Annotated in this window: 24 protein-coding genes, 6 tRNA genes and 1 pseudogene; 11 read left to right on the top strand and 20 right to left on the bottom strand. The window is 57.2% G+C overall.

Going from position 1 to position 25,858, the window contains the following annotated elements; translation table 11 throughout:
* The first annotated feature begins 32 nt into the window (after positions 1–32).
* The 4 genes from DXB00_RS00930 to DXB00_RS00915 all read left to right on the top strand — a co-directional run bounded on the left by DXB00_RS00930 (position 33) and on the right by DXB00_RS00915 (position 4,600).
* Positions 33–1,286 carry a DUF5711 family protein gene (locus tag DXB00_RS00930; RefSeq protein ID WP_118728863.1) on the top strand — a complete coding sequence of 418 codons (1,254 nt, stop codon included), beginning with the start codon at positions 33–35 and terminating at the stop codon, positions 1,284–1,286.
* Entirely contained in the window at positions 1,273–1,899 is a 627-nt protein-coding gene (locus tag DXB00_RS00925) for a CvpA family protein (protein WP_158578254.1), read from the top strand. The genes DXB00_RS00930 and DXB00_RS00925 overlap by 14 nt, the downstream gene beginning before the upstream one ends.
* A gap of 64 nt (positions 1,900–1,963) precedes the next feature.
* Entirely contained in the window at positions 1,964–4,246 is a 2,283-nt protein-coding gene (locus tag DXB00_RS00920) for an ATP-dependent Clp protease ATP-binding subunit (RefSeq protein WP_118728861.1), read from the top strand.
* Positions 4,247–4,345: 99 nt separating this feature from the next.
* Positions 4,346–4,600, top strand: coding sequence for a DUF4177 domain-containing protein (locus tag DXB00_RS00915; protein ID WP_181967608.1), 255 nt, complete (start codon positions 4,346–4,348; stop codon positions 4,598–4,600).
* Between the two features lie 113 nt (positions 4,601–4,713).
* On the opposite strand, the gene DXB00_RS00910 is transcribed toward DXB00_RS00915, so the two are convergent.
* Both DXB00_RS00910 and DXB00_RS00905 read right to left on the bottom strand, forming a co-directional pair.
* Positions 4,714–6,540 (bottom strand): sensor histidine kinase, encoded by a 1,827-nt coding sequence (locus tag DXB00_RS00910; RefSeq protein ID WP_119214405.1) that lies wholly within the window; start codon positions 6,538–6,540, stop codon positions 4,714–4,716.
* The gene (locus DXB00_RS00905) at positions 6,524–7,222 is read right to left on the bottom strand and encodes a response regulator transcription factor (protein ID WP_118728859.1); all 699 of its coding nucleotides are present in this window, start codon (positions 7,220–7,222) and stop codon (positions 6,524–6,526) included. The genes DXB00_RS00910 and DXB00_RS00905 overlap by 17 nt, the downstream gene beginning before the upstream one ends.
* Positions 7,223–7,377: 155 nt before the next feature.
* On the opposite strand from DXB00_RS00905, the gene DXB00_RS00900 reads away from it, so the two are divergent.
* The 6 genes from DXB00_RS00900 (at position 7,378) to DXB00_RS00875 (ending at position 8,127) form a co-directional block, all read left to right on the top strand.
* A tRNA-Gly gene (locus tag DXB00_RS00900) sits at positions 7,378–7,451 on the top strand.
* Between the two features lie 32 nt (positions 7,452–7,483).
* A tRNA-Arg gene (locus DXB00_RS00895) sits at positions 7,484–7,559 on the top strand.
* 26 nt (positions 7,560–7,585) lie between these two features.
* A tRNA-His gene (locus DXB00_RS00890) sits at positions 7,586–7,662 on the top strand.
* A gap of 71 nt (positions 7,663–7,733) precedes the next feature.
* Positions 7,734–7,808, top strand: a tRNA-Gln gene (locus DXB00_RS00885).
* Positions 7,809–7,971: 163 nt separating this feature from the next.
* Positions 7,972–8,047, top strand: a tRNA-Lys gene (locus DXB00_RS00880).
* A gap of 4 nt (positions 8,048–8,051) precedes the next feature.
* A tRNA-Val gene (locus DXB00_RS00875) sits at positions 8,052–8,127 on the top strand.
* Positions 8,128–8,461: 334 nt separating this feature from the next.
* Here DXB00_RS00875 and DXB00_RS00870 read toward each other — a convergent pair.
* From DXB00_RS00870 to DXB00_RS17865, 4 genes are all read right to left on the bottom strand, one after another.
* On the bottom strand, positions 8,462–9,691 hold the full coding sequence (locus DXB00_RS00870) for a hypothetical protein (protein WP_118728858.1): 1,230 nt from the start codon (positions 9,689–9,691) through the stop codon (positions 8,462–8,464).
* A gap of 118 nt (positions 9,692–9,809) precedes the next feature.
* Positions 9,810–10,076, bottom strand: coding sequence for a metal-sensing transcriptional repressor (locus tag DXB00_RS00865; protein ID WP_118728857.1), 267 nt, complete (start codon positions 10,074–10,076; stop codon positions 9,810–9,812).
* Positions 10,073–12,091: a heavy metal translocating P-type ATPase gene (locus tag DXB00_RS16845; protein ID WP_243107118.1), complete on the bottom strand. Its 2,019-nt coding sequence runs from the start codon at positions 12,089–12,091 to the stop codon at positions 10,073–10,075. Before DXB00_RS16845 ends, DXB00_RS00865 begins: the two co-directional genes overlap by 4 nt.
* Positions 12,070–12,615 carry a cation transporter gene (locus DXB00_RS17865; protein ID WP_199697225.1) on the bottom strand — a complete coding sequence of 182 codons (546 nt, stop codon included), beginning with the start codon at positions 12,613–12,615 and terminating at the stop codon, positions 12,070–12,072. Before DXB00_RS17865 ends, DXB00_RS16845 begins: the two co-directional genes overlap by 22 nt.
* 267 nt (positions 12,616–12,882) lie before the next feature.
* On the opposite strand from DXB00_RS17865, the gene DXB00_RS00855 reads away from it, so the two are divergent.
* The gene (locus DXB00_RS00855; protein ID WP_118728855.1) at positions 12,883–13,383 is read left to right on the top strand and encodes a DUF2798 domain-containing protein; all 501 of its coding nucleotides are present in this window, start codon (positions 12,883–12,885) and stop codon (positions 13,381–13,383) included.
* Positions 13,384–14,005: 622 nt separating this feature from the next.
* Here DXB00_RS00855 and panD read toward each other — a convergent pair.
* The 14 genes and pseudogenes from panD to DXB00_RS00780 all read right to left on the bottom strand — a co-directional run bounded on the left by panD (position 14,006) and on the right by DXB00_RS00780 (position 25,848).
* Complete coding sequence (gene panD, locus DXB00_RS00850) at positions 14,006–14,401, bottom strand: aspartate 1-decarboxylase (protein ID WP_117751412.1); 396 nt, start codon at positions 14,399–14,401, stop codon at positions 14,006–14,008.
* A gap of 3 nt (positions 14,402–14,404) precedes the next feature.
* On the bottom strand, positions 14,405–15,253 hold the full coding sequence (panC, locus tag DXB00_RS00845) for a pantoate--beta-alanine ligase (protein ID WP_118728854.1): 849 nt from the start codon (positions 15,251–15,253) through the stop codon (positions 14,405–14,407).
* 20 nt (positions 15,254–15,273) lie between these two features.
* A complete protein-coding gene (gene panB / locus DXB00_RS00840) occupies positions 15,274–16,119 on the bottom strand; it encodes a 3-methyl-2-oxobutanoate hydroxymethyltransferase (protein ID WP_117489630.1) in 846 nt (281 codons plus the stop codon).
* A pseudogene (locus DXB00_RS00830) lies at positions 16,116–16,981 on the bottom strand (Rossmann-like and DUF2520 domain-containing protein). The gene panB and the pseudogene DXB00_RS00830 overlap by 4 nt, the downstream one beginning before the upstream one ends.
* 273 nt (positions 16,982–17,254) lie before the next feature.
* Positions 17,255–18,937 (bottom strand): GspE/PulE family protein, encoded by a 1,683-nt coding sequence (locus tag DXB00_RS00825; protein ID WP_118728852.1) that lies wholly within the window; start codon positions 18,935–18,937, stop codon positions 17,255–17,257.
* On the bottom strand, positions 18,934–19,638 hold the full coding sequence (locus DXB00_RS00820; protein WP_118728851.1) for a type II secretion system protein M: 705 nt from the start codon (positions 19,636–19,638) through the stop codon (positions 18,934–18,936). Before DXB00_RS00820 ends, DXB00_RS00825 begins: the two co-directional genes overlap by 4 nt.
* Positions 19,635–21,074: a type IV pilus biogenesis protein PilM gene (gene pilM, locus DXB00_RS00815; protein WP_118728850.1), complete on the bottom strand. Its 1,440-nt coding sequence runs from the start codon at positions 21,072–21,074 to the stop codon at positions 19,635–19,637. Before pilM ends, DXB00_RS00820 begins: the two co-directional genes overlap by 4 nt.
* A gap of 41 nt (positions 21,075–21,115) precedes the next feature.
* A complete protein-coding gene (locus tag DXB00_RS00810) occupies positions 21,116–21,418 on the bottom strand; it encodes a type II secretion system F family protein (RefSeq protein WP_158581245.1) in 303 nt (100 codons plus the stop codon).
* Entirely contained in the window at positions 21,364–22,371 is a 1,008-nt protein-coding gene (locus DXB00_RS00805) for a type II secretion system F family protein (RefSeq protein WP_158581244.1), read from the bottom strand. The genes DXB00_RS00810 and DXB00_RS00805 overlap by 55 nt, the downstream gene beginning before the upstream one ends.
* Positions 22,372–22,392: 21 nt before the next feature.
* Complete coding sequence (locus DXB00_RS00800; protein ID WP_118645984.1) at positions 22,393–23,160, bottom strand: prepilin peptidase; 768 nt, start codon at positions 23,158–23,160, stop codon at positions 22,393–22,395.
* A gap of 257 nt (positions 23,161–23,417) precedes the next feature.
* Positions 23,418–23,852 (bottom strand): prepilin-type N-terminal cleavage/methylation domain-containing protein, encoded by a 435-nt coding sequence (locus tag DXB00_RS00795; protein ID WP_118728848.1) that lies wholly within the window; start codon positions 23,850–23,852, stop codon positions 23,418–23,420.
* An 86-nt stretch (positions 23,853–23,938) separates the two neighbouring features.
* On the bottom strand, positions 23,939–24,634 hold the full coding sequence (locus DXB00_RS16565) for a type IV pilus modification PilV family protein (RefSeq protein WP_199677239.1): 696 nt from the start codon (positions 24,632–24,634) through the stop codon (positions 23,939–23,941).
* A gap of 4 nt (positions 24,635–24,638) precedes the next feature.
* The gene (locus tag DXB00_RS00785; protein WP_118728847.1) at positions 24,639–25,001 is read right to left on the bottom strand and encodes a type IV pilus modification PilV family protein; all 363 of its coding nucleotides are present in this window, start codon (positions 24,999–25,001) and stop codon (positions 24,639–24,641) included.
* Positions 24,994–25,848 (bottom strand): hypothetical protein, encoded by an 855-nt coding sequence (locus DXB00_RS00780; protein WP_118728846.1) that lies wholly within the window; start codon positions 25,846–25,848, stop codon positions 24,994–24,996. The genes DXB00_RS00785 and DXB00_RS00780 overlap by 8 nt, the downstream gene beginning before the upstream one ends.
* Positions 25,849–25,858: the final 10 nt, after the last annotated feature.

The following is a 25,858-nucleotide window of genomic DNA, read 5'->3' as shown; positions in this document are numbered from 1 at the left end:
TTAAACACGCTACAATAAGGAGGCGGGATTTCATGAGCGAACAGAACCCAAAGCAGAATATCATCCGCTTTCCGCTCTCCAGGCGGGAGCGCCGTCAGCGCCTGCTCGACAGCAAGGACGCGCGTATCCGCACGACCGCTCTGGTCCGCATGCTCTGCGGCTGGGCTCTGGTGCTGGGAACAGCCCTGTTCCTGATCGCCAACTACCGTATTTTTACGCCGACCTCGCTGCGCACGCTCGGCAGCTATATTGCGGCCGGTATTCGCTCGCATGACGGCGATATCACCACCATCAACTACGAAAACGAGACCTTCAGCGACGGTGCGCTGTTTGAATCCGGTCTGGCGTACGCGGACAGTGACGCGCTGTTCCTGTCCCGCGCGGGCAGCATGACCACGCTGCGCTATTCGCTCGGCTACTCCGATCCCGCGGTGGAAAGCAGCACGAATCATGTGCTCGTGTACGACCGCGGCGGCGTCAAAGCCGCACTGGTCGGCTCAGCAGGCGCTGTCGCGGAGCTGGAGCTGGAATCCACCATTCTGAACGGTTCGATCGGCCGCAGCGGCCGTTTCGTGCTCACCACCAATGAGCACGGCTACCGTACCGCCGCTGCCGTTTACGACACCGCAGGAAAAGAGGTTTTCAAATACCGCGCTTCGGAATACTATATTGTATCCGCTGTGCTCTCGCCGGACTGCAATACGCTCGGCATTCTCGCCTTCCGGCAGAACGGCGTAACGCTCGAATCCCATGTGCTGTTCTTTGATGTGTCCTCCGGCAAGCAGGTTTCGGACACCGCACTGACTGACGCGCTCGGTGTAACGCTCACTTATTCCGAGAACAACGCCGCGATCGCGCTGTGCGACACCGGCCTGTATCATGTCACCCGCAGAGGCACGGTCGATGTGCTGCTCGAGCTCAGCTCGCAGGATCTGATCGCCACTGCCTCTCAGGGCAGTACGATGGCTGTCGCTGTGCGCTCCTACCTGAACGATGCACGCAGCGACCTCTATACCGTCCGCAACGGCAGTCTGCACGGTCCGTTCGCACTGACCGAGGAGCCGACGGCGCTTGCCGTCTCCAACGCCGGTACGGCGGTGCTGTCTGCGTCCGGCGTTACGGTCTACAACACCTCCGCCGAGCCGCAGTGGCACAATGATGACGCTGTCGGCGCACGCCGTGTGCTCATGACCGATGACGGTACGGTTTTCCTGCTCTACAACCGCAACGCGCGTATCTTTACCGCGCATTCCGAACGATCCGAGGAAGTGCATGCAGATAACTGATATCAACGATATGATTTCCACAGCGGCGCAGCTGCTCAACGCGCCTGACCTGATCCTCATTGCCGTGCTGCTGGCCAACGTGTGGCTCGGTGCCCGACGCGGACTGGTCGGTGCGCTGTACGGCGTGCTCGGCCGCATCGGCATGATCGCCGCGTCGGTCGCCGCCGCCAAGTATACCGCACCGTATATCGCGCAGTGGGTGGTCGTGCCGGCAGTCGGTCAGCTGTTTGAAAAACAGGCCGCACTTAAAACCGCCGAAGGCGTGCTGGACGGTCTGCGGCAGAGCGTCACCGAAGCGGCTGTCGGCATGTCGGAGAGCATCGCGTTCTCTATGCTTGTGGTGCTGTTCAGCGTGCTGTTCGGACGGCTCATCTGGATTTTCGGTCGCAGCCTTAAGCTCATTGTGCGGCGTACACCGCTCAGCGCACTCGATTCTGCAGGCGGCGCACTCATCGGCTTTGTAACCGGCGTTGCATTCGTCTGCATCCTGCTGATCGTGCTGCAGTGGCTGTTCCCGATCACCTACACATCGCTCGGCTATCTCTCGCCGGAGCGTGTCAAGCATACGCTGCTGCTCAAACAGCTTGTGGATGCTTTACCAATCGCCATTTAATGGAGAACACCTTAATTCTCCATTTTCTATTACCAATTCTCAATTCCTAAAAGGAGTTTAACCTATGAATATGCCAATGTGCTCGCGGTGCAAGAAAAACATCGCGGTGGTGTTCATCACCAAAATCGAGGGACCGGATAAGACCACCCAGGAGGGTCTGTGCCTTAAATGTGCACGCGAACTGGGTGTCAAGCCGCTCGATAACATCATGGAGCAAATGGGTATCACCGAGGATGACCTCGAAGCGCTCTCCGGTGAGATCGGCTCCCTGTCCGACCTGAACGACCTGGTTCCCGCCGGTTCGGACGGCACGGACGACGACGCACCCCATGAGACCGATCCGGTTGCTGCCGGTACTCTGCCGGGACAGCCCGCAGGCGGCTCTCACGATGAGACCCGTACCCGTTCTTCCCGCAAGGAGGATAAAAAGCGTAAATATCTGAACAATTACTGCGAGAACCTGACCCAAAAGGCCGCAGAAGGCCGCATTGACCACATCGTGGGCCGCGACCGCGAGACCGACCGCGTCATTCAGATTTTGAACCGCCGACAGAAGAACAACCCGTGCCTGATCGGCGAACCCGGTGTCGGCAAGACCGCCGTTGCCGAGGGTCTGGCAGTCCGCATCAACGAGGGCCGCATTCCGTTCAAGATGCGCAACAAGGAGGTCCATCTGCTCGACCTGACCGCTCTCGTGGCGGGCACGCAGTTCCGCGGCCAGTTTGAGAGCCGCATGAAGGGCCTGATCGACGAAGTAAAGCGTATCGGCAACATCATCCTTGTCATCGACGAGGTGCACAACATTGTCGGCACCGGCGATTCCGAAGGCTCGATGAACGCCGCAAACATCCTCAAGCCTGCCCTCGCCCGCGGTGACATTCAGGTCATCGGCGCGACTACGCTCAAGGAGTACCGCAAGTATATCGAGAAGGACGCTGCGCTCGAGCGCCGTTTCCAGCCGGTCTACATCGGTGAGCCGTCGGTTGCCGAGACCACCGAGATTTTGAAGGGCATCCGCTCGTACTACGAGACCTTCCACGGCGTTACTGTTTCCGATGAGATGTGCCGCCGTGCCGCTGAGATGAGCGAACGCTATATCACCGACCGTTTTCTGCCGGATAAGGCCATCGACCTGATCGACGAAGCCTGCTCGCGCCTCAATCTGGATTCTCCGCAGCTGTCCGAGATTCCCGAGCTGCAGAACGAGCTTGAGCGCCTGCAGGCACAGCTTGACGAGCTGACCCAGTCCTCTGCCCGCGCCGAGGAGGAGGAGACCTACGCCAAGATCGCCACCTGCCGCAGCCGCATTCTGCAGGTGGAGGCACAGCTGCACGAGCTGCTGACCAAGCCTGCACCGCAGGTTGACGAGCAGCTTCTGGCTGAGGTTATTGAAATCTGGACCGGCATTCCGGCATCCAAGGTAGCGGCGCAGGAGTCCGCACGCCTGCGCGATATGGAATCCCGCCTGAAATCGCACGTTATCGGTCAGGACGAAGCCGTAGACGCGGTCTGCGCGTCCATCCGCCGCAACCGCGCGGGAATCAGTCCCAAGCGCAAGCCGGCATCCTTCCTGTTCGTCGGCCCGACCGGCGTCGGCAAGACCGAGCTGGTCAAGCAGCTTGCTCTCGACCTGTTCGACTCGCCGGATGCGCTTGTGCGTCTTGATATGTCCGAATATATGGAAAAGCACACGGTTTCCCGCCTGATCGGTTCCCCTCCGGGATACGTCGGCTACGATGAAGCCGGTCAGCTGACCGAGAAGATCCGCCGCCGTCCGTACTCTGTCGTTCTGTTCGACGAGATCGAGAAGGCGCATCCGGATGTACTCAATTCTCTGCTGCAGATTCTGGATGACGGCCGTCTGACCGACGCTCAGGGCCGCGTTGTCAGCTTCGAGAACACGGTTATCGTTATGACCTCGAACGCCGGTTCGCAGTCCAATAACACGCCTGCAGGCTTCGGCCGCACCGTGTCTCAGATGAGCAAGGACCGCGTGATGAAGGCTCTTGAAGAAATCATGCGTCCGGAGTTTCTCAACCGCATTGACGAGATTATCGCGTTCAACCAGCTGTCCGAGGATAACTTCCGCCATATCGCTGAGATCATGCTCGGTGAGCTGCGCACCACGCTCGCAGACAAGGATATCCGCCTGACGTGGGACGACAGCCTGCTCGGTCTGCTCACCGAGAAGTCCTACTCGGTCAAGTACGGCGCCCGCAATCTGCGCCGCCTGATTGAGAAGGAGATCGAGAATCCGCTGGCCACCGCCATCGTCGTCGGTGATAAGCCGCTGATGGGCGCTCACCTGTCCGCTGAGGACGGCAAGGTAAAACTGGATACCATCTAACACGCGAAAACCGCCTGAACAGGCGGTTTTCTTTTGCACGCAGATTGACAATTCCTGTCGAATACGATATAATCGTGTAAATTACTGGAGGTGTTATTTATGGATTTCAGCGATTCCTCGACTTTCTCCACCGCATCCGGCAAGGACTATCATTACGTTGTTCTGCAGGTTACTTTGAAGGAAAAATTTCTCGGCACCGGTTCCGGCAACCTGACCGAACTGGAAGAAGCGATTAACCATCAAGCGCAAAAGGGTTATCGCCTGCACACGATTACTACATCGAACGGCGGCAGCAAGGGTCTGATGGGCGGCGACCGCATTCAGGCAACCATGGTATTCGAAAAAGTTATTTAATAAAGCAAAAACCGCTCTTTCGAGCGGTTTTTGCTCAGTCTGTCGAAAAAGTCAATCTATCGTTTTTACTTTTCGTGCGGCAGCACGCATAAAATAGAATTTGCACAGCAAATTCATAATTCCCGGGGGCGTGTACCTCGGGAATTATACAAGGGACGAAAAATTGTGCCCATAGGGCGCGGCTTTTCGTCAAGATTCGATTGAAAGCGTGGTTTCAATCGAGAGGCTGCTCGAAAAACGGAGTTTTTCGACAGCCTCAGCAAAAACCGCTCTTTCGAGCGATTTTTGCTATTTATCTGCAAATTGGAACCAGAACTTCGGTCCGATTTCGGTATTCTCCGCTCCGCAGGCGTATCCATGCAGATCGAACACGGTTTTCGCGATGGACAGTCCAGTCCGTCGCCTTTTGCGCTGCGCGACGGATCGGCCTGATAATACGCCTCCCACAGCCGCGGCAGCGCGTCCGCCGGAATGGCATCGCCGGTGTTTGTCACCGAGAGCACACCGTCCGCGAGGTGCACCGTAATGCAGCCGCCCTCCGGCGTGTGCTGCACGGCGTTCTCGAGCAGTGCGTCCAGTGCCCGCGCAAGCAGTGCCCTGTCTGCATTGACCTCAAATTTGTCCTGTGCTGCAAATTCGGTGCGGATGGTGGAATCGGCCGGCAGAGCCGCCTGCAGGCGCTCCTGCGCCAATTCTGCCAGAGAGAACGCCGTTCGCCGCAGAGCTTTTGCGCCGGTCTCCAGTCTCGACAGTTCGAGCATCTGCCGCACACTGCCGTCCATCCGCTGCGCCTGCTGCTGAATGACACCCAGATAGTGTGCCTGCTTTTCCGGTGCAAGGTTATCACCGAGCAGCTCGGCGGTGGCGCTGAGCACGGAGAGCGGCGTTTTCAGCTCGTGTGCAAGTGCGGCGGTCGTTTCACGGCGTACCCGCTCTATGCGCTCCTGTTTGCGCCAGACGCGCAGCTGCGCACCGGACAGCACTGCCGCGCAGAATAGCGCCAGCACCAGACTGAACGCCCATACGGGAATCAGTACCGGCAGCAAGGCTTTGAGCGGATATCCTTCCGCCGCATAGGACACCAGCACAGCGCCGCTTTCCGCAAACGGACAATATCTGATCGTCCGCCGGTACGTTCGCACGAGCCACAGCTTCTCGACCGTTTGGCTGCTGTTTGTGCGGCTCGGGTATTCTGCCCATTCCCGCAGCGCCTGCCGCGCGGGCGAGGACAGGGATTCCGCAATCTGTTCGGTCGTGGCGCCGTTCGGTCCGGGGCACACCAAGCGATTACAACTCATGGTTTTCAGCGTCAGACCTTTCACCTGCTCCGCGTCATATGCGCATTCAATCGTGCGCACCTCTCCGGTCGGCTCCCAAGTGCCGCTCTTGGTCGGCTCGATCGTGATGGATTTCAGATAGGCGTCATCGCGGTATCCGGGCACGCTGTCCACCCACGCCTCAAAGGTCATCTTCGGCAGCGATTCTATTTTCGACTCGCCTGTGCCCGCACCCGCAAGAACCGCCTCGCACACCTCGCGCGGCTGACCGCTCATATCCACGCGGTACAGGTTGTCTCCCTCGATCAACTCAAGCCACCAGCGGTTGCTTTGCAGAACTTTGCCGGATTTCAGGTCGGTGATAGCGGTCTCGATGATCTGCAGATTGGGCGGGTCTGCGCTGTCCGCCATGAATACCGGCTTGCTCAATCGTCTGCGCAGTTCCGTCTCGTCCGTCGTGTCATAGCTCGAGGGATCAAGCAAAAAATCGGTATCCTCTCCCATCAGCTTGTCCGATTTGCTTTCCATTTCCGCCAGCATGAGCTTTGCACGCTGCTGCGACAGCAGGACGGTGAACACCGCCATCACTGCCAGCCAGAATGCAAGGAAGCCCGCGCCGATTCGTGTGAAAAAGCTCCAAAAGGTTCTACGTTTGGTTTTCATCTCCGTCCACCTCCAGCTTGTAGCCGCGCTTTACCACGGTTTTGATACAGTCCGCATGCGGACCGAGTGCTCGGCGCAGCTTTTTGATGTGCCCGTCGATTACCCGGTCCGTGCCGTCAAAATCCCAGCCCCACGCAAGGTTCAACAGCTCGTCACGCGTCAGCACGCGGTTTTTGCGCTCCATCAGCGCCCGCAGCAAAGCAAATTCCTTGGGCGGCAGGTCGATGCGCCTGCCGTCCGCTGTGACAATCCCCCGTTCCGGGTCGAGTGACAGGGTACCCGCTGTCAGCGTATTCCCGGCATTGAGGCCCCGCGCTCGCCGCAGGAGCGCCAGTGCCTTGGCGTACAACACCGCCAGCGAGAACGGCTTGACCACATAATCGTCCGCACCGAGGCCGTAACCGTGCAGCTTGTCCTGTTCGTCCTCGCGCGCCGTGACGAACAGAATGGGCGCGTCTCCCTGCCGCCGTGCCGCGCGGCACAGCGCAAAGCCGTCCGTGCCCGGCAGCATGATATCGAGCAGCAGCAGGTCGAACCGCCGGGTTTCGATTAAGTGCAGCGCCGTGTCGCCGTCCGGCGCAGCCACGACCGTAAAATCGCCGCCGCTCTTCGCGGTGAAGTAGTCGGTCAGCACCTCACGCATGGCCTGCTCATCCTCGGCCAGTAAGATCGTTGCTTTCATGCTCTCTCCCTCCTTTGATTACAGTATAGCATGACCGTCTGCCCTTTTGATGTTCTTTGCAAATTTGGCCGAAAAAAGTTTTTCAAAAAAATTTGAAAAAAGATGTTGACATTATAGGGTTTTATTGATATACTAAATGAGCGTCAGAAAGACCCGCGGGTGTAGTTCAATGGTAGAATGTCAGCCTTCCAAGCTGAACACGTGGGTTCGATTCCCATCACCCGCTCCATTTTCTTCGAATGGGTTTATCGGAATTGATATGCGCCAGTAGCTCAGCCGGATAGAGCAACTGCCTTCTAAGCAGTAGGCCGGGGGTTCGAATCCTCCTGGCGTGCCATTTCCGTCGGCTGCAAACTTTATATGGTGGGTATAGCTCAGTTGGTTAGAGCATCGGATTGTGGTTCCGAGGGTCGAGGGTTCGAGTCCCTTTACCCACCCCATATAACCCTGTGACGCGCTGCGAACGCAGCGCGTTATCTTTAGGGTAACGCTGTTTCGAGCAAACGAATACGGGGGCGTCGCCAAGCGGTAAGGCATCGGCCTTTGACGCCGACATTCGCTGGTTCGAATCCAGCCGTCCCTGCCATTATGGCAGATTTTGAATCCTTGGATTCGAAAGGCGGCTCTTGAGAATAATCCGGTGGATTATTCGAACCGCCGTGGCTTTCCCGTTGGAAAGCGAATCCAGCCGTCCCTGCCATTACGGCATACGACTTAATTTCATACTCAGCGCAAAACTTTTTTGACCTGACCCAGTAGCTCAGTCGGCAGAGCACCTGCCTTTTAAGCAGGGTGTCCGGGGTTCGAATCCCCGCTGGGTCACCAAAATGGAAGTTTAGCTCAGCTGGGAGAGCATCTGCCTTACAAGCAGAGGGTCACAGGTTCGAGCCCTGTAACTTCCACCATCAAGCACTTACGAAAGTAAGTGCTTTTTCTTTGCCTTTTTGCAGCCGGGTTCGTCATGTACCAACCGGCAGAGGGTCACAGGTTCGAGCCCTGTAACTTCCACCAGTAGCCACTCACGAAAGTGAGTGGCTTTTCTTTTGCCTTCTGCAGAGGCTTTGCTGGGCGCACGAGGTGCGTATGCGCTACGCCCTTTCCGGGCGGCAGCCTTTTTCAGCACCGGCTGAGCGGAGTACTCGAACTGCGTAAGCGTGTTCGTCCCTAACGGACGGAATGTTTTTCGCTGAGATTCAGCGGGGATTTGCCTACCCGGCAGGGGCACAAGAGGGTAAACACCTACGGTTTCCACCCTCTAATTTTCATCCCTTTCCCTTGTTTGTTAGTCTGGCGCAGACCAGAGACCGGCGACCGCTCCGAAATGGGGAACGGCAGTCGGTTACCGTCGAGTGTCTTTCGTGAAATATTCGCAGTGCACAGACAGCGTACTGCTACACATACGGTTAAGACAATACCGCAAGCGCGACACGAGGTGAATCGCCGAAGATCAAGAGAGGGGTCCTGGGTGATAACAGTGCTGCACAACTCGTCAGTCTGGTGGCGATGGACAACACCTGCGAATCTAACAATTAGTACAATCTGCCCCACAAGGTGCGCCGAGGTCGGTACATCATCCGGAATGTCAACGGTCGGCTTGCTGCTGCCGCCGCCACCGCCGGACGATCTGCGGGTCCATACGCCGATCAGCTTGACATCCTGCTGAATGTCCTTGATCTCGGTTACAACATCACCACTACCGTTGATCCGCCAGCCGCTGAACGTGTAGCGGCTCTGCGAGGTGGTCTGTACCGGTGCGACGGTGTAGCTGCCGCCCTTCTTCACCTTGGCTGCCGCCGGAACTGCGCCTGCATCAGACGGAATGTCGCCGGTTACTTCGTAGGTTACGCTGCAGAGCTGACCGTGTGCAGCCTTGAGCGCCAGTGCATCGGAAACAGCCTCTTCGCTAACCGTATATTCGTCAGCGTAGTAGGCATCGCCTTCACCATCACCGTTCCAGCGCTTGTAGGTATTGTCCGTCAGCTTTTCCTTGCCGTCGTGATACCAGCCTACGATCGGGTCGTTGCAGTCGTCCAGTACCCAGTCCTTGCCGACAGGTGCAAAAGTGATGCGGCCATCGCAAGTGTAAGTTTTATACTTATAGGTACCGTTGTAAATATCATCGCCAGCAATCAGTGCATGGTTGTTATACAGCTGTGCACCAGCAGAAACAGTAATTTCACCGTAATTGCGGATACCGCCGCCATACTGAGTTTTGCTGCCGTTGCTCTTGATAACCGTGTCGGCACCGATTTCGATCATACCGCAGTTTCTGATTGCGGAAACTGCATTGTCAATCAAATTTACGGTTGCATTATCTGCAAACCGGACATTTGCGTTAGCCGGATCAGCGGTTCTTATAGCCAGAGCACCGACATAGTAACCCTCTACGACTTCCTTGGATACAGAATTACCGGTGCCGGTAATTGTCAGCGCTGTACCGTTCTGTGCATCAACTTTGCCGCCGTACATGAAGATACCGCTGTGAGCGTTATCCTTATTTGCTTGTAATTTTTGTACAGCCTGTATAAACTGCAGAAAGCTTCAATTTTCAGGCAAAAAGGACGTGCCAAAAGGCACGTCCTTCCGTTTACGCTTTATCCAGCAGCTTGATGATCTCTGCGATCTTCTGCTCACGCTCGTTCTGATCTCCGGTCTCAAACGCATCCTGCACACAGCCGGAAAGATGTCCGCGAAGAACCTCTCTCTGCGCCTTATGCACCAGCGATTCCACCGCCTGCAGCTGCATCATAATATCCATGCAGTAGCGGTTGTCCTCGATCATTTTGAGCACGCCGTCGATCTGCCCGCGCGCGGTCCTGAGCAGCGGCTCGACCTTTTTACGATCTGCCCTCATTTGATGTCAACCACCTCATAGCCCGCCTCGGTGACGGCTGCGGTCAGAACGGCATCCTCCGGCAGCGTTTTGCCCGAAACAACTGCCTTGCCTGCATCCAGATCGACCGCAACATCACAGCCGGCTGCTGCACCCTCGAGCGCCTTTTTGACATGTGCCACGCAGTGCTGACACATCATGCCATCAACCTTGATTGTCTTTTCCATAACATTTTCCTCCTTTTTATGTGCCGTAAGCGGCTTTTCGCCGCTTATGGGCAAAACAGCAGGCGTCCCCGCCGTTTTTCGCGGTGTTGCGCTGAAAAAGCGCAGGCGCAGCGCGTTGGATACCACGCAGACGGACGACAGGCTCATTGCCGCCGCGCCAATCATCGGGCTGAGCTTGATGCCGAACGGTACCCACAGCAGACCCGCCGCAATCGGAATGCCGATGCAGTTGTAGAAGAACGCCCAGAACAGGTTCTGGCGAATGTTGCGCATGGTCCGGCGCGACAGCCGGATGGCGTCCACCGCGTCCATCAGGTCGCTCTTCATCAGCACAACGTCCGCAGACGAGATAGCCACGTCCGTGCCCGCACCAATCGCAATGCCGACATCGGCACGCGCAAGCGCCGGTGCATCGTTGATGCCGTCACCGATCATGGCAACCTTGCGGCCCTTGCCCTGCTTCTCGCGCACGATACGCTCCTTGTCCTGCGGAAGCACCTCAGCGATCACATCGGTCACGCCCAGCTCGGACGCGATGGACTGCGCGGTTTTCTGGATGTCGCCGGTGAGCAGCGTTACGTCAATGTGCATACTGCGCAGTGCTTCGACTGCCGCCTTACTGGTCGGCTTGAGCACGTCAGCGACCGCAAAAATGCCGACGATCTGACGGTTTGCCGCAAAGAACAGCGGCGTTTTGCCTGCTGCGGCGAACTCGTCACCCAGCTTCTGCATCGAGCCGGACAGCGCGAGTCCGTTAGCGAGCAGCATCCGGCGGTTGCCCGCAAAGCACGGCACGCCGTCCACAGTTGCGCGGATACCCTGTCCCTCTATCATCTCAAAGTCGGTGACCGAACGCTCCTGCGCATTCTTTTCGCGTGCATAGCGCACAATGGCGTCCGCCAGCGGATGGTCGCTGCGGCTCTCGAGTGACAGTGCCAGCGAGAGCAGGTCACCGGACTCCACGCCGAAGGATTTTACGTCGGTTACGACCGGACGTCCTTCGGTTACGGTACCGGTCTTGTCCATGATGACCGCGTTTACGTTGTGCAGATTCTCGAGCGCCTCCGCCGACTGGAACAGCACGCCGTTTTTCGCACCGACACCTGTGCCGACCATGATAGCGACCGGCGTAGCCAGTCCCAGTGCGCACGGGCACGAGATGACCAGAACCGAAATCGCGCGTGTGAGCGCAAAACTCGGCGTTTCGCCGGCCAGCAGCCAGATGATTGCCGTCACGAGCGCAATACCCATAACGACCGGCACAAACACGCCTGCCACCTTATCCGCCAGCTTGGCGATTGGCGCCTTGGACGCGCCTGCCTCCTCTACCAGACGGATAATCTGGCTCAGGGTCGTATCGTCGCCGACACGCAATGCCTTCATAACAACATAGCCGCTCTTGGATACGGTTGCGCCGATTACGGTATCGCCGACGTGCTTTTCGACCGGCATGCTCTCACCGGTGATGGCGCTTTCGTCCAGATAGGCGCTGCCCTCGGTAATCTTGCCGTCAACCGGCACGGACTGACCGCCGCGCACGATAACAAGATCGCCAACCTGTACCTGCTCAATCGGCAGCTGCATGGTCTGACCGCCACGGATGACCTCGGCAGTCTGCGGACGCAGGTCCATCAGTGCCGCAATGGCTTCGCCGGTCTTGCGCTTGGCACGCGCTTCAAAGAACTTGCCGAGCGTTACCAGCGTCAAAATCATGCCTGCGGACTCAAAATACAGGTCGTGCATAAAGCTGTGGGCTGCCTCCGGCGTGGGTGCGAGCGCGATTTGAATCAGCGCGTAAATGCCGTACACGAGCGCCGCACCCGAGCGACGGCGATGAGTGCGTCCATAGTCGGGGCACGATGCAGCAGCGTTTTGAAGCCGTTGATATAATATTTGCGATTGATAATGACAATCGGCAGCGTGAGGATCAGCTCCGTGAGCGCCAGATTGAACATGCCGTCCATACCTGCCGCATAGGACGGCAGCAGCAGCCCGACCATCTCACCCATCGAGAAGTACATCAAAACGACCATGAACACCGCCGAAACGATAATGCGGGTCTTCATTTCCTTCAGCGCCTCGTCCGCCTGCGGGCTTTGCGCCGGAGCCGAGGTCTGCCTGCCATCGTCCACCGCAGCCGTGTAGCCGCCGGACTCGACCGCCTTTATAATCGTCTGTGCGTCGCACGCGTTTTCGTCGTACTCGACCGCCATGCTGCCGGCGAGCAGATTTACCTGCACGCCGCTGACACCCGGCACCGCCGAGACGCTTTTCTCCACATGGGCGGAGCAGGCCGCGCAGCTCATGCCGCCCACCCGAAACCGTTGTTTCATATCGCATCTCCTATCTGCACCCCTCCCCCAAGGGAGGGGGTTCTCATTTACAGACACAGTATACACCCAGGGAACAGTATTGTCAAGAACGAAGTTAGCCTTGACGAACACCCACAAAATATGGTATGATATTTATAATTAATGGTAGTTGAAGTAGTCCATAGGACGAAGTAGACGAAAGTTTACTTCGTCCTATTTTTTTGCGTTCAGCTGCATTTCTATTCGTTATCAAAAAATATTTCACATACACAAAAAGGAGAAAACAAAATGCCAAAAAACAAATTTCAGGACGTTATTTACACCATTATCATGGCTTCTGTCATGGTATACGGCATGGTAGCGTACAACATCGTGCTGAACACCGGTTCCATGCAGAACTGGGTATTTCTCGCAGTGTTCCACGAGTGGCCGATCATGACTGTTATCGCAATTCTGCTCGAGCTGGTGTTTGTCGGCAAGCTGGCGATGAAGGTTGCATTCCGTCTTGTCAATCCGCGCGAAGCCAGCCAGACCAGCATTATGCTTGCTATCTCGGCCGCATCCGTATGGCTGATGTGCCCGTGCATGAGCTTCTTTGCCACCCTGCTGTTCAAGGACAGCCATAACTCACAGTTCTTTGCAATCTGGGTGCAGACCACCGTTATGAACTTCCCGATGGCGCTGCTGTGGCAGTTCTTTGCAGCCGGTCCGCTGGTGCGCCGCATTTTCGGTCTGCTGTTCCGAGAGAACGCAGACAAGTCCTCTGCGGCGGAGATGGAGTCGGTTTAATCTTCAATCGAAAATTTTGATTTGCCGGTTTACTCGGCACCGGTTTTGCGGGACACACGAGTTGCGTTAGCAATACACCCTTTCCGGGCGGGAAGGTTTTCGCTTAATCCAAGCAGGGAATTGCGCTCTGCGGAGCGCGGGGACGTGCGCTGACGCCGCGCGGGCGCATAAGAGGGATGGACACCTAAGGTTTGCCCGTAGGCCACTAAACCTTTTTCCCGCGCCGTGCGCGGATTTAATGAGTGCGTACCCCTCTTATGAATCTCCCCGTTTCCTCTTAGCACGGCGAAATTTGCAGAACTGAGACTATAAAGGAACGGCAGAGGATTCTTTCTACCGTAGGGGCGGCCATTGGCCGCCCATTTCTTTCCCTCTACGCAATGCCAGATTCCATACTGCTACACATATCGGCTACTCTCCGCAGGCGCGACACAAGGTGAATTGCCCGAAGGGCAAGAGAAGGTCCCCTGAGGGATACCCGTGTCGCGCAACTCGTTTGTCTGGATATTACGGACGGCACCTGCGGATTTCACCTATCCATCAACTCCTACCTCCTACCTTGCAGAACCGCTCACCTTGACACCAACAAAAAAGGAGAACCCACCCGGGTTCTCCTTTTTCATTACGCCATATCCTTGAGCAGACCATGCTTCTCATAGGTGGTGGTGCGGACGATCTTATTTTCCTCATCCACGAACACGACCTGCGGAGCATAGCCGTTCTTGACCTCCTCCGGCGTCAGCTGCGCGTACGCCATCAGAATGACCTTATCACCGACGCTGACACAGCGTGCTGCGGCGCCGTTCAGGCAGATCATACCGCTGCCGCGCTCACCGGCGATGGTATAGGTCTCAAAGCGGTTGCCGTTTTCAATATCCACGATGGCAACCTTCTCATATTCGTAAATGCCGGCCGCATCCAGCAGGTCGGCGTCAACCGTGATCGAGCCGACGTAGTTCAGCTCGGCCTGCTTGACCGTTGCACGGTGGATTTTACCCTTGAGCATCTGTACTGTCATGACTTAGCCCTCCACCGAAAAGTTGTCGATCAGGCGTGTTTTGCCGATATAGACCGCCATAGCGACCAGTTCGCCGCCGTTGATCTCATGCACCGGCAGCATGGTCAGGCCGTCCACTGCGGAAACGTAATCAATACGCGCGAGCGGCTCCTGCTCGATAAGCGCACGCATGGCACCCACGACCTTATCCGCGTTCTTCTCGCCGTTCTGTACCAGCTCCTGGCCGAGCTTTACAGCGCGCGACAGCACGAGTGCCGCCTTGCGCTCCTCTGCGCTCAGATAGGTATTGCGCGAGGACTTCGCCAGACCGTCCGCCTCACGGATGATCGGGCAGCCGACGATCTCAATGCCCATAGACAGGTCGAGCACCATACGGCGGATGATCGCCAGCTGCTGTGCGTCCTTCTGACCGAAGAACGCCTTATCCGGCGTTACGATGTTGAACAGCTTGGAAACGACCGTGCACACGCCGCGGAAATGAATCGGACGGGTCTTGCCGCACAGCTGGCGCGGCATTTCGGACTGCACCTCAACAAAGGTGGCAAAGCCGTCCGGATACATCTCGGACACCTCGGGATGGAACACCATGTCACAGCCGCACTCGGTCAGCAGCGCACAGTCGTGCTCGAAATCACGCGGATAGGTCTCCAGATCCTCACCCGGACCGAACTGGGTCGGATTGAGGAACACGGACGCTACCGTGCGGTCGCACTGCTGCACGGACGTTTTGACCAGACTGGCGTGTCCTTCATGCAGATAGCCCATGGTCGGCACCAGACCGACGGTCAGACCCTGCTGTTTCCACTCGCGCACCTGTGCGCGTACTTCTGCGATGGTTGTTGCGATTTTCATTGTATATGCTCCTGTTTCTCTCAAAATTCAGCGTCGAGTTTGGCGAGATATTCATCGCTGCAGTCGGACTTGACAAAGCTCTGCTTTTCGGTCGGGAACGTGCCGTTCTGCACCTCGTTCATGTAAGCGCGGAACGCGTCCACCATGCGCTCACCGATATTGTCGAACTGCTTGGCGAACTTGGGCGTAAAGTCCATGTTCATGCCGAGCATATCCTGATAGACCAGCACCTGTCCGTCACAGCCTGCGCCCGCGCCGATGCCGATAGTCGGGATGGTCAGCTTTTTCGAGATGAGCGCCGCCAGCTTGGGCGGTACGCACTCGAGCACGACCGAAAATGCACCGGCCTCCTGTACGGTAAAGGCATCCTCGAGCAGCCGCTTTGCCGCATCCTCGCCCTTGCCCTGTACCTTAAAGCCGCCGAACACGTTGACGCTCTGCGGCGTCATGCCGATATGTGCCTGCACCGGAATACCGGCGTCTGTAATCGCGCGAATCTGCTCGGCAACGGCTGCGCCGCCCTCCAGCTTGACCGCATGTCCGCGCGCTTCCTTCATCAGCCGGCCTGCGTTGCGCACGGCTTCGGAAACCGACGCCTGATAGCTCATAAACGGCATATCCATGATGACCATGGTGTTCTCGCACGCGCGCACGACGCATGCACTGTGGTGGATCATATCCTCCATCGTAACCGGCAGAGTCGTGTCATAGCCCATCATGGTCATGCCGAGCGAATCGCCCACCAGAATGGCGTTGATGCCCGCTTTTTCCACCAGCTTGGCGGTCGTGTAATCGTAGCTGGTAATCTCGGTGAGGCGCTCGCCGTTTTGCTTCATCGAGAGAAATGTACTCACTGTGTTCTTCATTCTTTCTGCTCCTTTTCCCTGTTCAGCAGGGCGGCAAGCGTGCCGTAATCCTGCTCAGGATGTTTTTCCTGTGCCATTTTGACCTGTTCGAGTCCCAGCAGCGCGTAAAGCTGCCGATCGTCTCGTTCCGTCAGGCACGACAGATGCTTTTGCACGGTCTGCGTGTCGCCGCGCTCAATGGGGCCGGTCAGCGCTGAGACGGCACCGTGCTCGATCACATGCGCCAGATTGCTCCGCATGAGCGGCGCAAGCGCGTGCAGTGCGTCCGTTTCGGAGATCCGCAGCCGCTCAGCAGCTCTGCGCTGCGCTGCACGAGTGCACAGACAAAGTTGCTCGCCAGCGCACAGCTGAGGTGGTACTGCGCCTTGCTCTCCGGCGAAATGGTCTGCACCTGCAGTCCCAGTCCGCGCAGCAGTGGCACAAAGACCTCGACCGCCTGCGTGTCTCCCTCGACGCAAAAAAAAGCACCTGCCAGCTCCCGCCAGCAGTTATACTTGCTGCTGATCGGAAATAGCAGATGAATGGATATTGCATAGGCTCCCTGCGCGTGAATACCGGGAAAGGCTTCCCCGGCTGTGCAGGCGCCGCTGCAATGACATATATACTTGTCCTGAATTTCAAATTCTGCGACCTGCCGATATACCTCGGTAATCGCATTATCCGGAACGGTGATGAAAATCGCGTCACTATCTTCGATGAGTTTGCCCAGGTCGGTATAGTGTCCGGAATTTGTAAATTCTGCGGCTTCTCTTGCGCTGTCGGAATTGCGGCTGTAATAGCCGGATATCCGCACGCCTTTTTCGGCAAGCAGTCTGCCGAAGGAAAAGCCGACTTTTCCTGCTCCAACAATGCCAATGTTCATGCTGTCACCCGCTTTCTGTGGTGTGACGCAACGTAAAATCACTGTCGGAAAAATTTGAAAAACATGTTGTGACAAGGTATAGCTTCCGCTCTGCGGAATGCCATCCATCAATGGGTATTATACCCGCTTGAAATGAGAATGTAAAGGAAAAGTTTTCGGCTCCGGGGAGTCAATCAATAATGAACGTCAGTTCATTTATGCGAATTTCGTTCTGTAATTCTGTTCATAATCGTTAAAACCGCTCTGTATCAAAAGATACAGAGCGGTTTCCGGTTATGCGTAATACGCGATCCTGAGCAGCTCCTCCGGTGTAGTAACACCCTGTTTTACCAGCTCCAGACCCTTTTCCTTCAGGCTGCGCATGCCCTGCTGCTCCCGCGCGTAGGCCTCGATCTCCTCGGTTTCGGCGCCGCGGCTGATCATGCGGCGGATATTGCGGTCGATCGTGACGATCTCATGCACAGCAATACGGCCGCGGTAGCCGGTGCCGTTGCAGTGCGTACAGCCTGTGCCGCGCTTGATGGTCGTGATATCCTTGCCGAGCAGCGCCTGCTCCTGCGGCGTAACTGCGACCTCTCTGCCACAGTGCGGACACACCTTGCGCATCAGTCGCTGCGCGACCAGACCGACCAGCGAATTTGCGATCAGATAATGGTCGATGCCCATATCGGCCAGACGGACGATACTCGAGACCGCATCGTTGGTATGCAGTGTACTCAGCACCAGGTGACCGGTGATGGCGGCACGAACCGAAATACCGGCTGTTTCGCCGTCACGGGTCTCACCGACCATGATGATATCCGGGTCCTGACGCAGCAGCGCGCGCAGACCGGACTCAAACGTCAGTCCGGCAACCGGATTGACCTGCGTCTGGTTGATGCTCGGCACGTTCTTCTCCACCGGATCCTCAACCGTGGAGATATTCACCTGCCGGTGCGACAGATACTCGAGCGCCATGTACAGCGTAGTGGACTTACCCGAACCGGTAGGACCGGTGATATAAATAATACCGTTCGGTGAGTTGAGCATAGGCAGGAACCTTGCATAGCTTTCGTCATCCATGCCGAAGTGGCTGGCGTGATCGACCTGACCCGCCGTTGCCAGAATTCGCAGCACGGCCTTTTCTCCGAACACGGTCGGCAGCAGCGATACACGGATGTTAACGTACTCGCTCTGTCTCACACGGATACGGAAATGACCGTCCTGCGGCAGACGGCGCTCGGCAATATCGAGGTTCGCCATGATCTTGATTCGCGCAATCAGCGGCTGATGCACACTGCGCTGCAGCGTTACATAATCGACGATCGTGCCGTCGATACGCATGCGCACGCGCGTGCTGCCCTCAAACGGCTCGATATGCACGTCGCTCGCACCGGTGCTGATTGCACGGTCGAGCAGGCTGTTGAGCAGCTTGACGATCGGCGCTTCCGGATCGCCGCTTTCGCTTTCTTCGACCTGCAGCATCTCCACATTACGCTCTGCAAAGTCCTCGTTGGCGGTCTGTGCCGCCTGCTGCGCGCCGACCTCGGCGTAATAGTAGCGAATCGCGCTCTGCAGCGGACCCATTTCACTCAGGCGGATGACCACCTGACAGCCGGTCAGCTGGCGCACTTCCTCAAAGGCAAAGTAGTTCAGCGGATCGTTCGTCACGACCTCGAGGCTCTTGTCCGCAAAGCCGACCGCAAGCAGGTTCTGCTTTTCCGCCAGCTCGCGCGGAATCATGCGGACAGCGGTCAGATCGACCTGCATCTGTCCGATGCTCACAATTTCCAGTCCCAGACGGGCAGCCAGCGCCTCGATCACCTGCGTCTCGGTGACAAAGCCCAGCTCGATCAGGATTTGACCGACTCGCTTTTCACGGTGCTCCTTCTGGTAGGCGAGCGCCTGCTCCATCTGCTCCTGCGTGATGTAATTGCGCTCCATCAGCACTTCGCCGATACGCAAATTGGTTTTCATGCGTCTGCCTCCTTGTCGCTGACACACATATAGATCTCCAGCGTGCCGGTGATCAGATTGGTGCTGACTGCCTGCGTGTTGTTCTCCACATAATCATAGTCTGCAATACTGAAATTGGTCACGCGCAGACCCTTATACCTGTGCTCTACCTCATCGAGAAAGTTCAGCCACTGGGTTACGGCGCCCTGCGCCGAGATAGTCGCAGTGCCGATGTAAACGCAGTTGACCGGCTGCACCGGCGCTGCCGATGTATCGTCGGTCGAATCGGCGGATTCCGCATCGGACGAGGTGTCCGCACTGCTGTCCGTCTGTGCAGCTTCCTGCTCGGCGAGATACGCGCTGACCGCACCCGGAGCGGCCTCCGTCAGCGTCAGCGACTGCGGAAACAGTCCGTTCTCGAGCGCGATACCCGTGATGATATCGTCCATCTGACGGGTTTCCAGATCGCCCTTGTAGTATTTTTCGCTTGCCGTGTTCAGCGCGGCTTCATTCTGCGCGATAATATCGTCAATCGTCGCGAGTGTGGCAATCTGCGTCTGATATTCCTGTTGTTTCTGTTCGGCGGCGTCATACTCGTTCTGCAGCGTTTCGTGATTTTTCATCGCAGGACGGATGAGATACATGCCGAAAATGACGATTATCGCCAGACAGGCCACCAGCCGGAGCAGCTTTTTATCACGTTCGGTTACAACGATGTTCATTCGGCTGCCTCCTCTCCCAGCAGGATACAGTTCAGGCTGAGAACGTACACGCCGTCCTCATAGGTATAGCCGGTGTAGTCCACCTTGCGAAACAGACCGGTTTTCTGCAGCTTGAGCACATAGCTCGGAATGTCGATAACGCTGCCGCTCTGTGCATCAAACTGCAGCGCGCCGGTGGCCGCATCGTAGCCGGTCAGCACCATGCTGACCTGAGCGCCGCCTGCCGCGCCGATTTTGCTCATCAGGGTGCTGTCCACCTGCGGATAGGTGGCAAGCGCGTCCGTCAGATTGCGTACCTGCTGCAGTCCCTGCACCAGATTGTCATTGCGCTGCTGCTTTTCGGCAGATTCGTTGTACTGCTCGATCACGGTCGGATCGTTCAGCCAGTCGTTGATGTCGTCGGTTCTGTGGCTCAGGCTGCTGTTCATCCGCAGGAACACACACCAGACCGCGGCGCACACCACCAGACACACCGCAATCGGTGTGTAGAAGCTGTGCAGCAGGCCGGTCTGCTTTTTGCTGCCGCGGGACAAACGCCGATAGCTGCGGAGCAGATCCAGTTCCTTGTTTGCACGAAGCACGGTTCGAATCAAAGCCTCGGCACAGCCGAGCCAGTCGTTCAGCCGCTCGCCGTTCGGCAGGGCGCGGAACGCACGGCATTCGGGCAGACGGCTCACTTCCAGACCCAGACCGCGGATACCCGCCAGACACACCTCGAAATCATCATCCGAGCAGCCGGCGTAATACACATCGGTCAGCGTGCCGCCCGAGCGGCTTGCCGTGTGGAACTGCATCGTACCGGAGACATCCCTCGTCATCTCAGTGCCGAAATCCACCGTGCCCGGCTCACTGAAAATACGGCTGCGGCTGGAATAACGGTACTCTCCGTTCTCGACCAGCAGCGAAAGCACGCTGCTGCCCTCAAAGCACAGCCAGATACAGGTCTTGCCCTGCATGGGCTGCATGGCATGCAGGAGCTTGAGCCGTCCTGCCATGGTAACGGTAACGTTTTCCAGGCGCAGACCGAGCCGGTCGGTCATTGCAAGGTATTCCTCCATCGTTTCCTTGCGGCAGGCAGCGCAGAACAGCTGCTGACGGCCTTCGGCATCTGTGCCGAGCGGCACATAGTCCGCCGCCACAAGCTGATCCTCCCGCGGACGCATTTCGTGCCGCACAAGCTCCTCCAGCTTGTTTTCCGGCATGCTCGGTGCGGTGATAGTCTTGGTGGCAACCGCCTCATCCGGCAGGACGAGCGTGATGCCGCGGGTCGGCAGCCTGTGCTGCTGCCAGAGTGCGCCTATCGCCTTCTCCCAGTTTTCCATGCCGCCGCCGTGTGCGGGGGCACTGTAAAGCGCCTGCACGGAAGGCTGCGCGCCGGACTTGCCGACCGCGACAAGCACCTGCTCCTCCTGCAGCGCCAAAACGGTTGTGTTCATTCTCATTTCTCCCCTTTTGTGAGGTTTACACGTTTCCGAGGTTATACGTTCCCCGAACTCTCTATCGCGCTGTACGAGCCGATGATCGGCGACATGACCGCGATGATGATAAAGCCGACCACAAACGCCATCAGCACGATCAGCATCGGCTCCAGAATGGTCATCATGCGCTTGCTCGCCTGCTGTGCATCGTACTCCATCGAATCCGCAATGGAATCCAGCATGGAGTCCAGACGGCCGGTCTCCTCGCCAACTGCAATGCTGCTGCACAGCTTGCGCTGAAAGCCGTCTACGGTTTCGAGAGCGGCGGACAGGCTGACGCCCGAACGCACCTGCACGAGCACATCATCGAACTGCGAAACGATGTAGCGTTGCCGATGGTATCACGGGCGGTCTGCAGCGCAGTGACGATCGGCAGACCGCTCGAGTACAGGCTGCTGATGGTTCGTGCGAACCGCGCCGTGCAGATAACCTGATTGAGCGGACCGAAAACCGGCATTTTGAGCTTGCGTCGGTCCATTTCCAGCCGGACGGCCGGAATGCGCAGCAGAGTGCGGATAACCATGACCACTGCCGCGACACCCAGTATCATCAGATACCATTTGGTAGCCATAAAATTTGAAAACGCCATCAGCGCCAGCGTAACGCCCGGCAGCGAATCCATTGTGGAGAACAGATCGCTGAACTGCGGCAGCACGAAGGTTACGATAACGATAACAACCGCGATCGCCAGAATCGCAAGGATCATCGGGTACATGAGCGCCGACTTGACCTGCTGGTTCATCTGGTGCGCCTTCTCGTAGTGGATGGCGAGCCGCTCCGCGACCTGATCCAGCTTGCCGCTGCCCTCGCCTGCGCGGATCATGCCGAGCATGAGCGTCGGGAACACCTGCTGTGCCTCGAGTGCGGCAGAAAGGCTCGAGCCTTTCCGGACTTCACCCAGCACACTCTCGTAAATGCGGCGCAGACCCGCGCTGATGCCCTCATCCTGCGAGATGATCGTCAGCGCGCGCACCAGACTGACACCCGAAGCCAGCAGCGTGGACAGCTGACGGCACAGGTCGCTCAGCTCCTGCGGACGCAGGGTGCGCGGCTTGCGGCCCGCACCGCGGCGGGTCGCACTCTGCAGATACAGCCCCTGAGCGAGTAATTGGGTATACAACGTGTCATAGTCCGCAGCCTCCATTGCGCCGCGGACTATCTTTCCGTCTATGTCCTTTGCCGTGTAGCGGAACAGCGTGTGACTGCTGTTCGGTTTGACCGTGACGGTCAGCCTGCGGTTGTTGGATGCAGCCATGCTGACCCTCCTCTCCATTCATTACAATAATCCCATATACCAGTCCGCGATCGTTTCTCCGAAAAACATGGCGATCGCAATGCCGATGCACAAAAACGGACCGAATGCGAACTGGCTTTTCCGGTTTGCCTTCTTTTGGGCGAGCAGCAGCGCGCCGAAGCCGCCGCCGAGCAGAATGCCGATGAACGCGGCAACGACCGTCAGCTTTGCGCCGAGAAAAAAGCCCGCGCCGAACATCAGCTTGATATCACCGCCGCCGAAGCCGCCGGGCACGATGAGCGCCAGAAGCAGCATCGGTACGCTGACGATCACGCAGCCGATCAGCCGCGATTTTATCCCCAGGCTGGGGATAAGTATGTGCGCAGCGATGCCGCAGACAAACAGCAGCGCCGGAAACCGGTCGTAGATTTCAAGCGTGTCCATGTCCATGAGCGCCACGACCGTCAGAATACCGAGCACGACGAACGCCAGCGCCGCCTGTGCGCTCTCGCCGCCAAAGGCATATGCACAGGCACAGGAGCACAAGCCGCCGAGCACCTCGATCCAGAAATCCCTTGCGGGGATTTTTGCACCGCAGCCGCGGCATTTGCCGCCCTGCAGAAGATAACTCAGGCACGGGATCAGCTCCGCCGCCGACAGCGTGCGCCCGCACGCCGGACAGTGACTGCGTCCCTTCACCACGCTCTCTCTGCGCGGCAGGCGCCATACCACCACTCCGAGAAAGCTGAATACGCATGCGCCCAATGCAAACCGTAACAGCCATAATACAGCATAGGCAATGTAAAGCATTGGTTTCCTCCTCGTTTGGGTTGGTTTGGAATGATTTTTTACAAATAGAATCTACCATGCAAAAACCGCATGACAGGTCACAGCCACTTAAACGTTAAGGGGCTGTGACCCGCCATACCGTCCGCAAGCCGAACGCAGGCACCGTTACTGCGTTCCGCATCGTTACAGCGGTATGAATCAAGTCACCACCGACGTGCACCGTACCGCACCGTGGTTAGACGGTGCGGTGCGGGCGGGGTGGTTGATGGGGTTAGGCATTAATCGCCAACTACATACGTACCCGAGCCAGTAGCCGAACCCGTGTAAGTGCATGCTTTTCCATCGGTATATACCAAGCTAGTAATCTTGCCACCACTTGCCGCTACGCTAGTAATCTTGTTTTCGTCAACCTCTGCCAGCTGTGCAACATTCTTCTTGGTGAACTTACCGCTAGTAGCAAAATCGGACAGCGCGCCCGTATTGTTGCCAGCACCATAATCTTCATCCAGCAACGTCTGTGCTGCCATTACACACTGACGAGTCTCAGCAACGATTCTCTTCTGCTTCGCCTTATCGATATAACCAGTCAGCGCCGGAATCAGCAGCGCTGCCAGAATTGCCAGAATAACCAGAACCACGATCAGCTCTACCAGCGTAAAGCCGCCCTTCTTGCTGCGGCGCTTCTGCTGCAGCGCGATCATTTTTTCCATCATGATCTTATTCCTCCAATTTCATTTTTGTTTTTCTATCTCTGTAAGCTGCGGCGGTGCTCCGCAGAATTACACATATTACATTGCCGTTATGCCGGCTTTTTCGTTGCCGTTACCTCGGTTTTCACCGGAATATCGTACCGCAGGTCGATAATGAGCGAATCCGAATAGATTTTATCGGTCAAATCCTTATCGCGGTAAATTGTCACGGTGGCGGTAACGGTGTGCTTTGCTTCGTCGATTTTGAAATGCAGTCCGGCGCGGAGACCCATATAAAAGCCCTCTGCGTAGGTTTTCGTCATGGCTCGGGCAATGGGATTGCCGTCCGCATCCTGACTGTAGCCATCTTTATAATAACGCTCGACAAGATAACCCTTTTCCACCCGAGGCTGCTCACCGGAGTCCTTATCGGCAATCACGATTTTGGTTGGTTCGCAGCCGTCTGCCGTCAGCAGTTCCGCCGCGTTATATCCCTGTTCAGTCTCATAGCCAAACTCGATCGCCGAGCCTTCGGACGAACCGGTTTTATTCGTTACGTCCGTGCCGTTATCGTAGCATTTGATGTAATCCGTGGCGGTCTCCACCTTGCTGCGCACGGTTTCGAGCAGGTCGTCCGCGATCAGCTCGGCGCTGTTCAGCTCCTGCGTGCGGTGCGATACCTCGGCCGCCGGCCGCAGCGACGCACTGAATACGCCGATGACCAGACACAGCAGTCCGGCGCCGACCACCAGTTCCACCAGTGTCATGCCTTCCCGGCCGCGCAGGATTGAGCGAATGCGTTTCATGCCGTCACTCTCCCTTCGCAAACCGGTAGAAGGGCACGGTTTTGCCGTCCTCGGTTTTGGCGTTTACGGTCTGCTTTTTTACCTTTACGCGGAAGGCGTCAATATCGGTATCTTCGCCGTCCGACGTCGTCACCTTAAAATCGTATGCGGCAGCTTCGCCGTCCGCGACTTCTGCATTTTCGCGCACGCTTTCCTGCAGTTGGGTCGCGTCCCTGCGGAGCTGCTCCGACTTGCGCTGCGCATTTGAGGCAAAGCCGACTGCGCCGTTCAGCGCGCCCAGCAGCAGCATGAACACCACCGTGGAAACCAGAATTTCCACCATGGATTCGCCCCTGCGGTCGCGCAGCACGCGAATCAGTCTATTCATCGGCTGCACCTCCGGTTGTCCGAGCTGCCGGCTTGTGGATGGGTTCGTATCGGCTGTACGTTGGATTGTTGATATCATAGGTGTAGCTGATCTCTACATGCTCCGTGCGGGCATCCTTGCCCTCGCCAATGACCTTGGGTTCTACCGGCTCCTCGCCGTTGGCACTTCGGCAAAAGCGGCCGTTTACCCAGTAGACCGGGAACTGTCCGCTGACGCCGTCTTCCCCTTCCCATGTGTAGATCGGCTGAAAACTATCCTTCCGGCGGTATTCTGTGGTGTACATGTAGCTGTCCGCTCCCTTTTCCGCCTTGACGCCTACCCAAACCTGATGTCTGTTAAAGGTTGTCTGCTCTGCCTTTTCGGTGCCTTTGTCCCGAGCATCGTATGCAAAGGTATCGCCTGTGATCGGGTCCTGCGCATCGGTAACATCACGGAGCAGAATCGTAATCCTGCCGTAGTTATCCTCGGTCGAACCCGCATTATAGCAGGCAGTGGTTTCATCCGAACGGTCCGGATCGTAAATACCCAATCCCGTATCTTCCGCTAAAATGTTGTTCACTTCACGGTAGAAACAGCCTTCCGGCGCAAAATTGGTATCCAATTCCGGCTTTATTGTTTTGTATTCCTGCAGTTCGCTGTCCAGCACCTGCGCAAAGGACTGCGCCAGCTGATAACAGCGTTCCCTGCCGATCTTGCGGTTGGCCCGCGAGAGCAGCATGGATGAGGAATACACGATACTGAGCGAAAGCCCGATCAGGACGGCGACAGCACAAAGTGCTACGATCAGCGAAACACCGCTTCGCCTGCTGCGCCGCAGGGTGTTCCATCCCTGACGTATCCGCTTCATGTCTGCCGCC

Origin of the sequence: Butyricicoccus sp. OF10-2 (assembly GCF_003481925.1) — a bacterium.
Taxonomy (GTDB): Bacteria; Bacillota; Clostridia; order Oscillospirales; family Butyricicoccaceae; genus Agathobaculum; species Agathobaculum butyriciproducens.
This window is presented reverse-complemented; position numbering and strand designations above follow the sequence as displayed.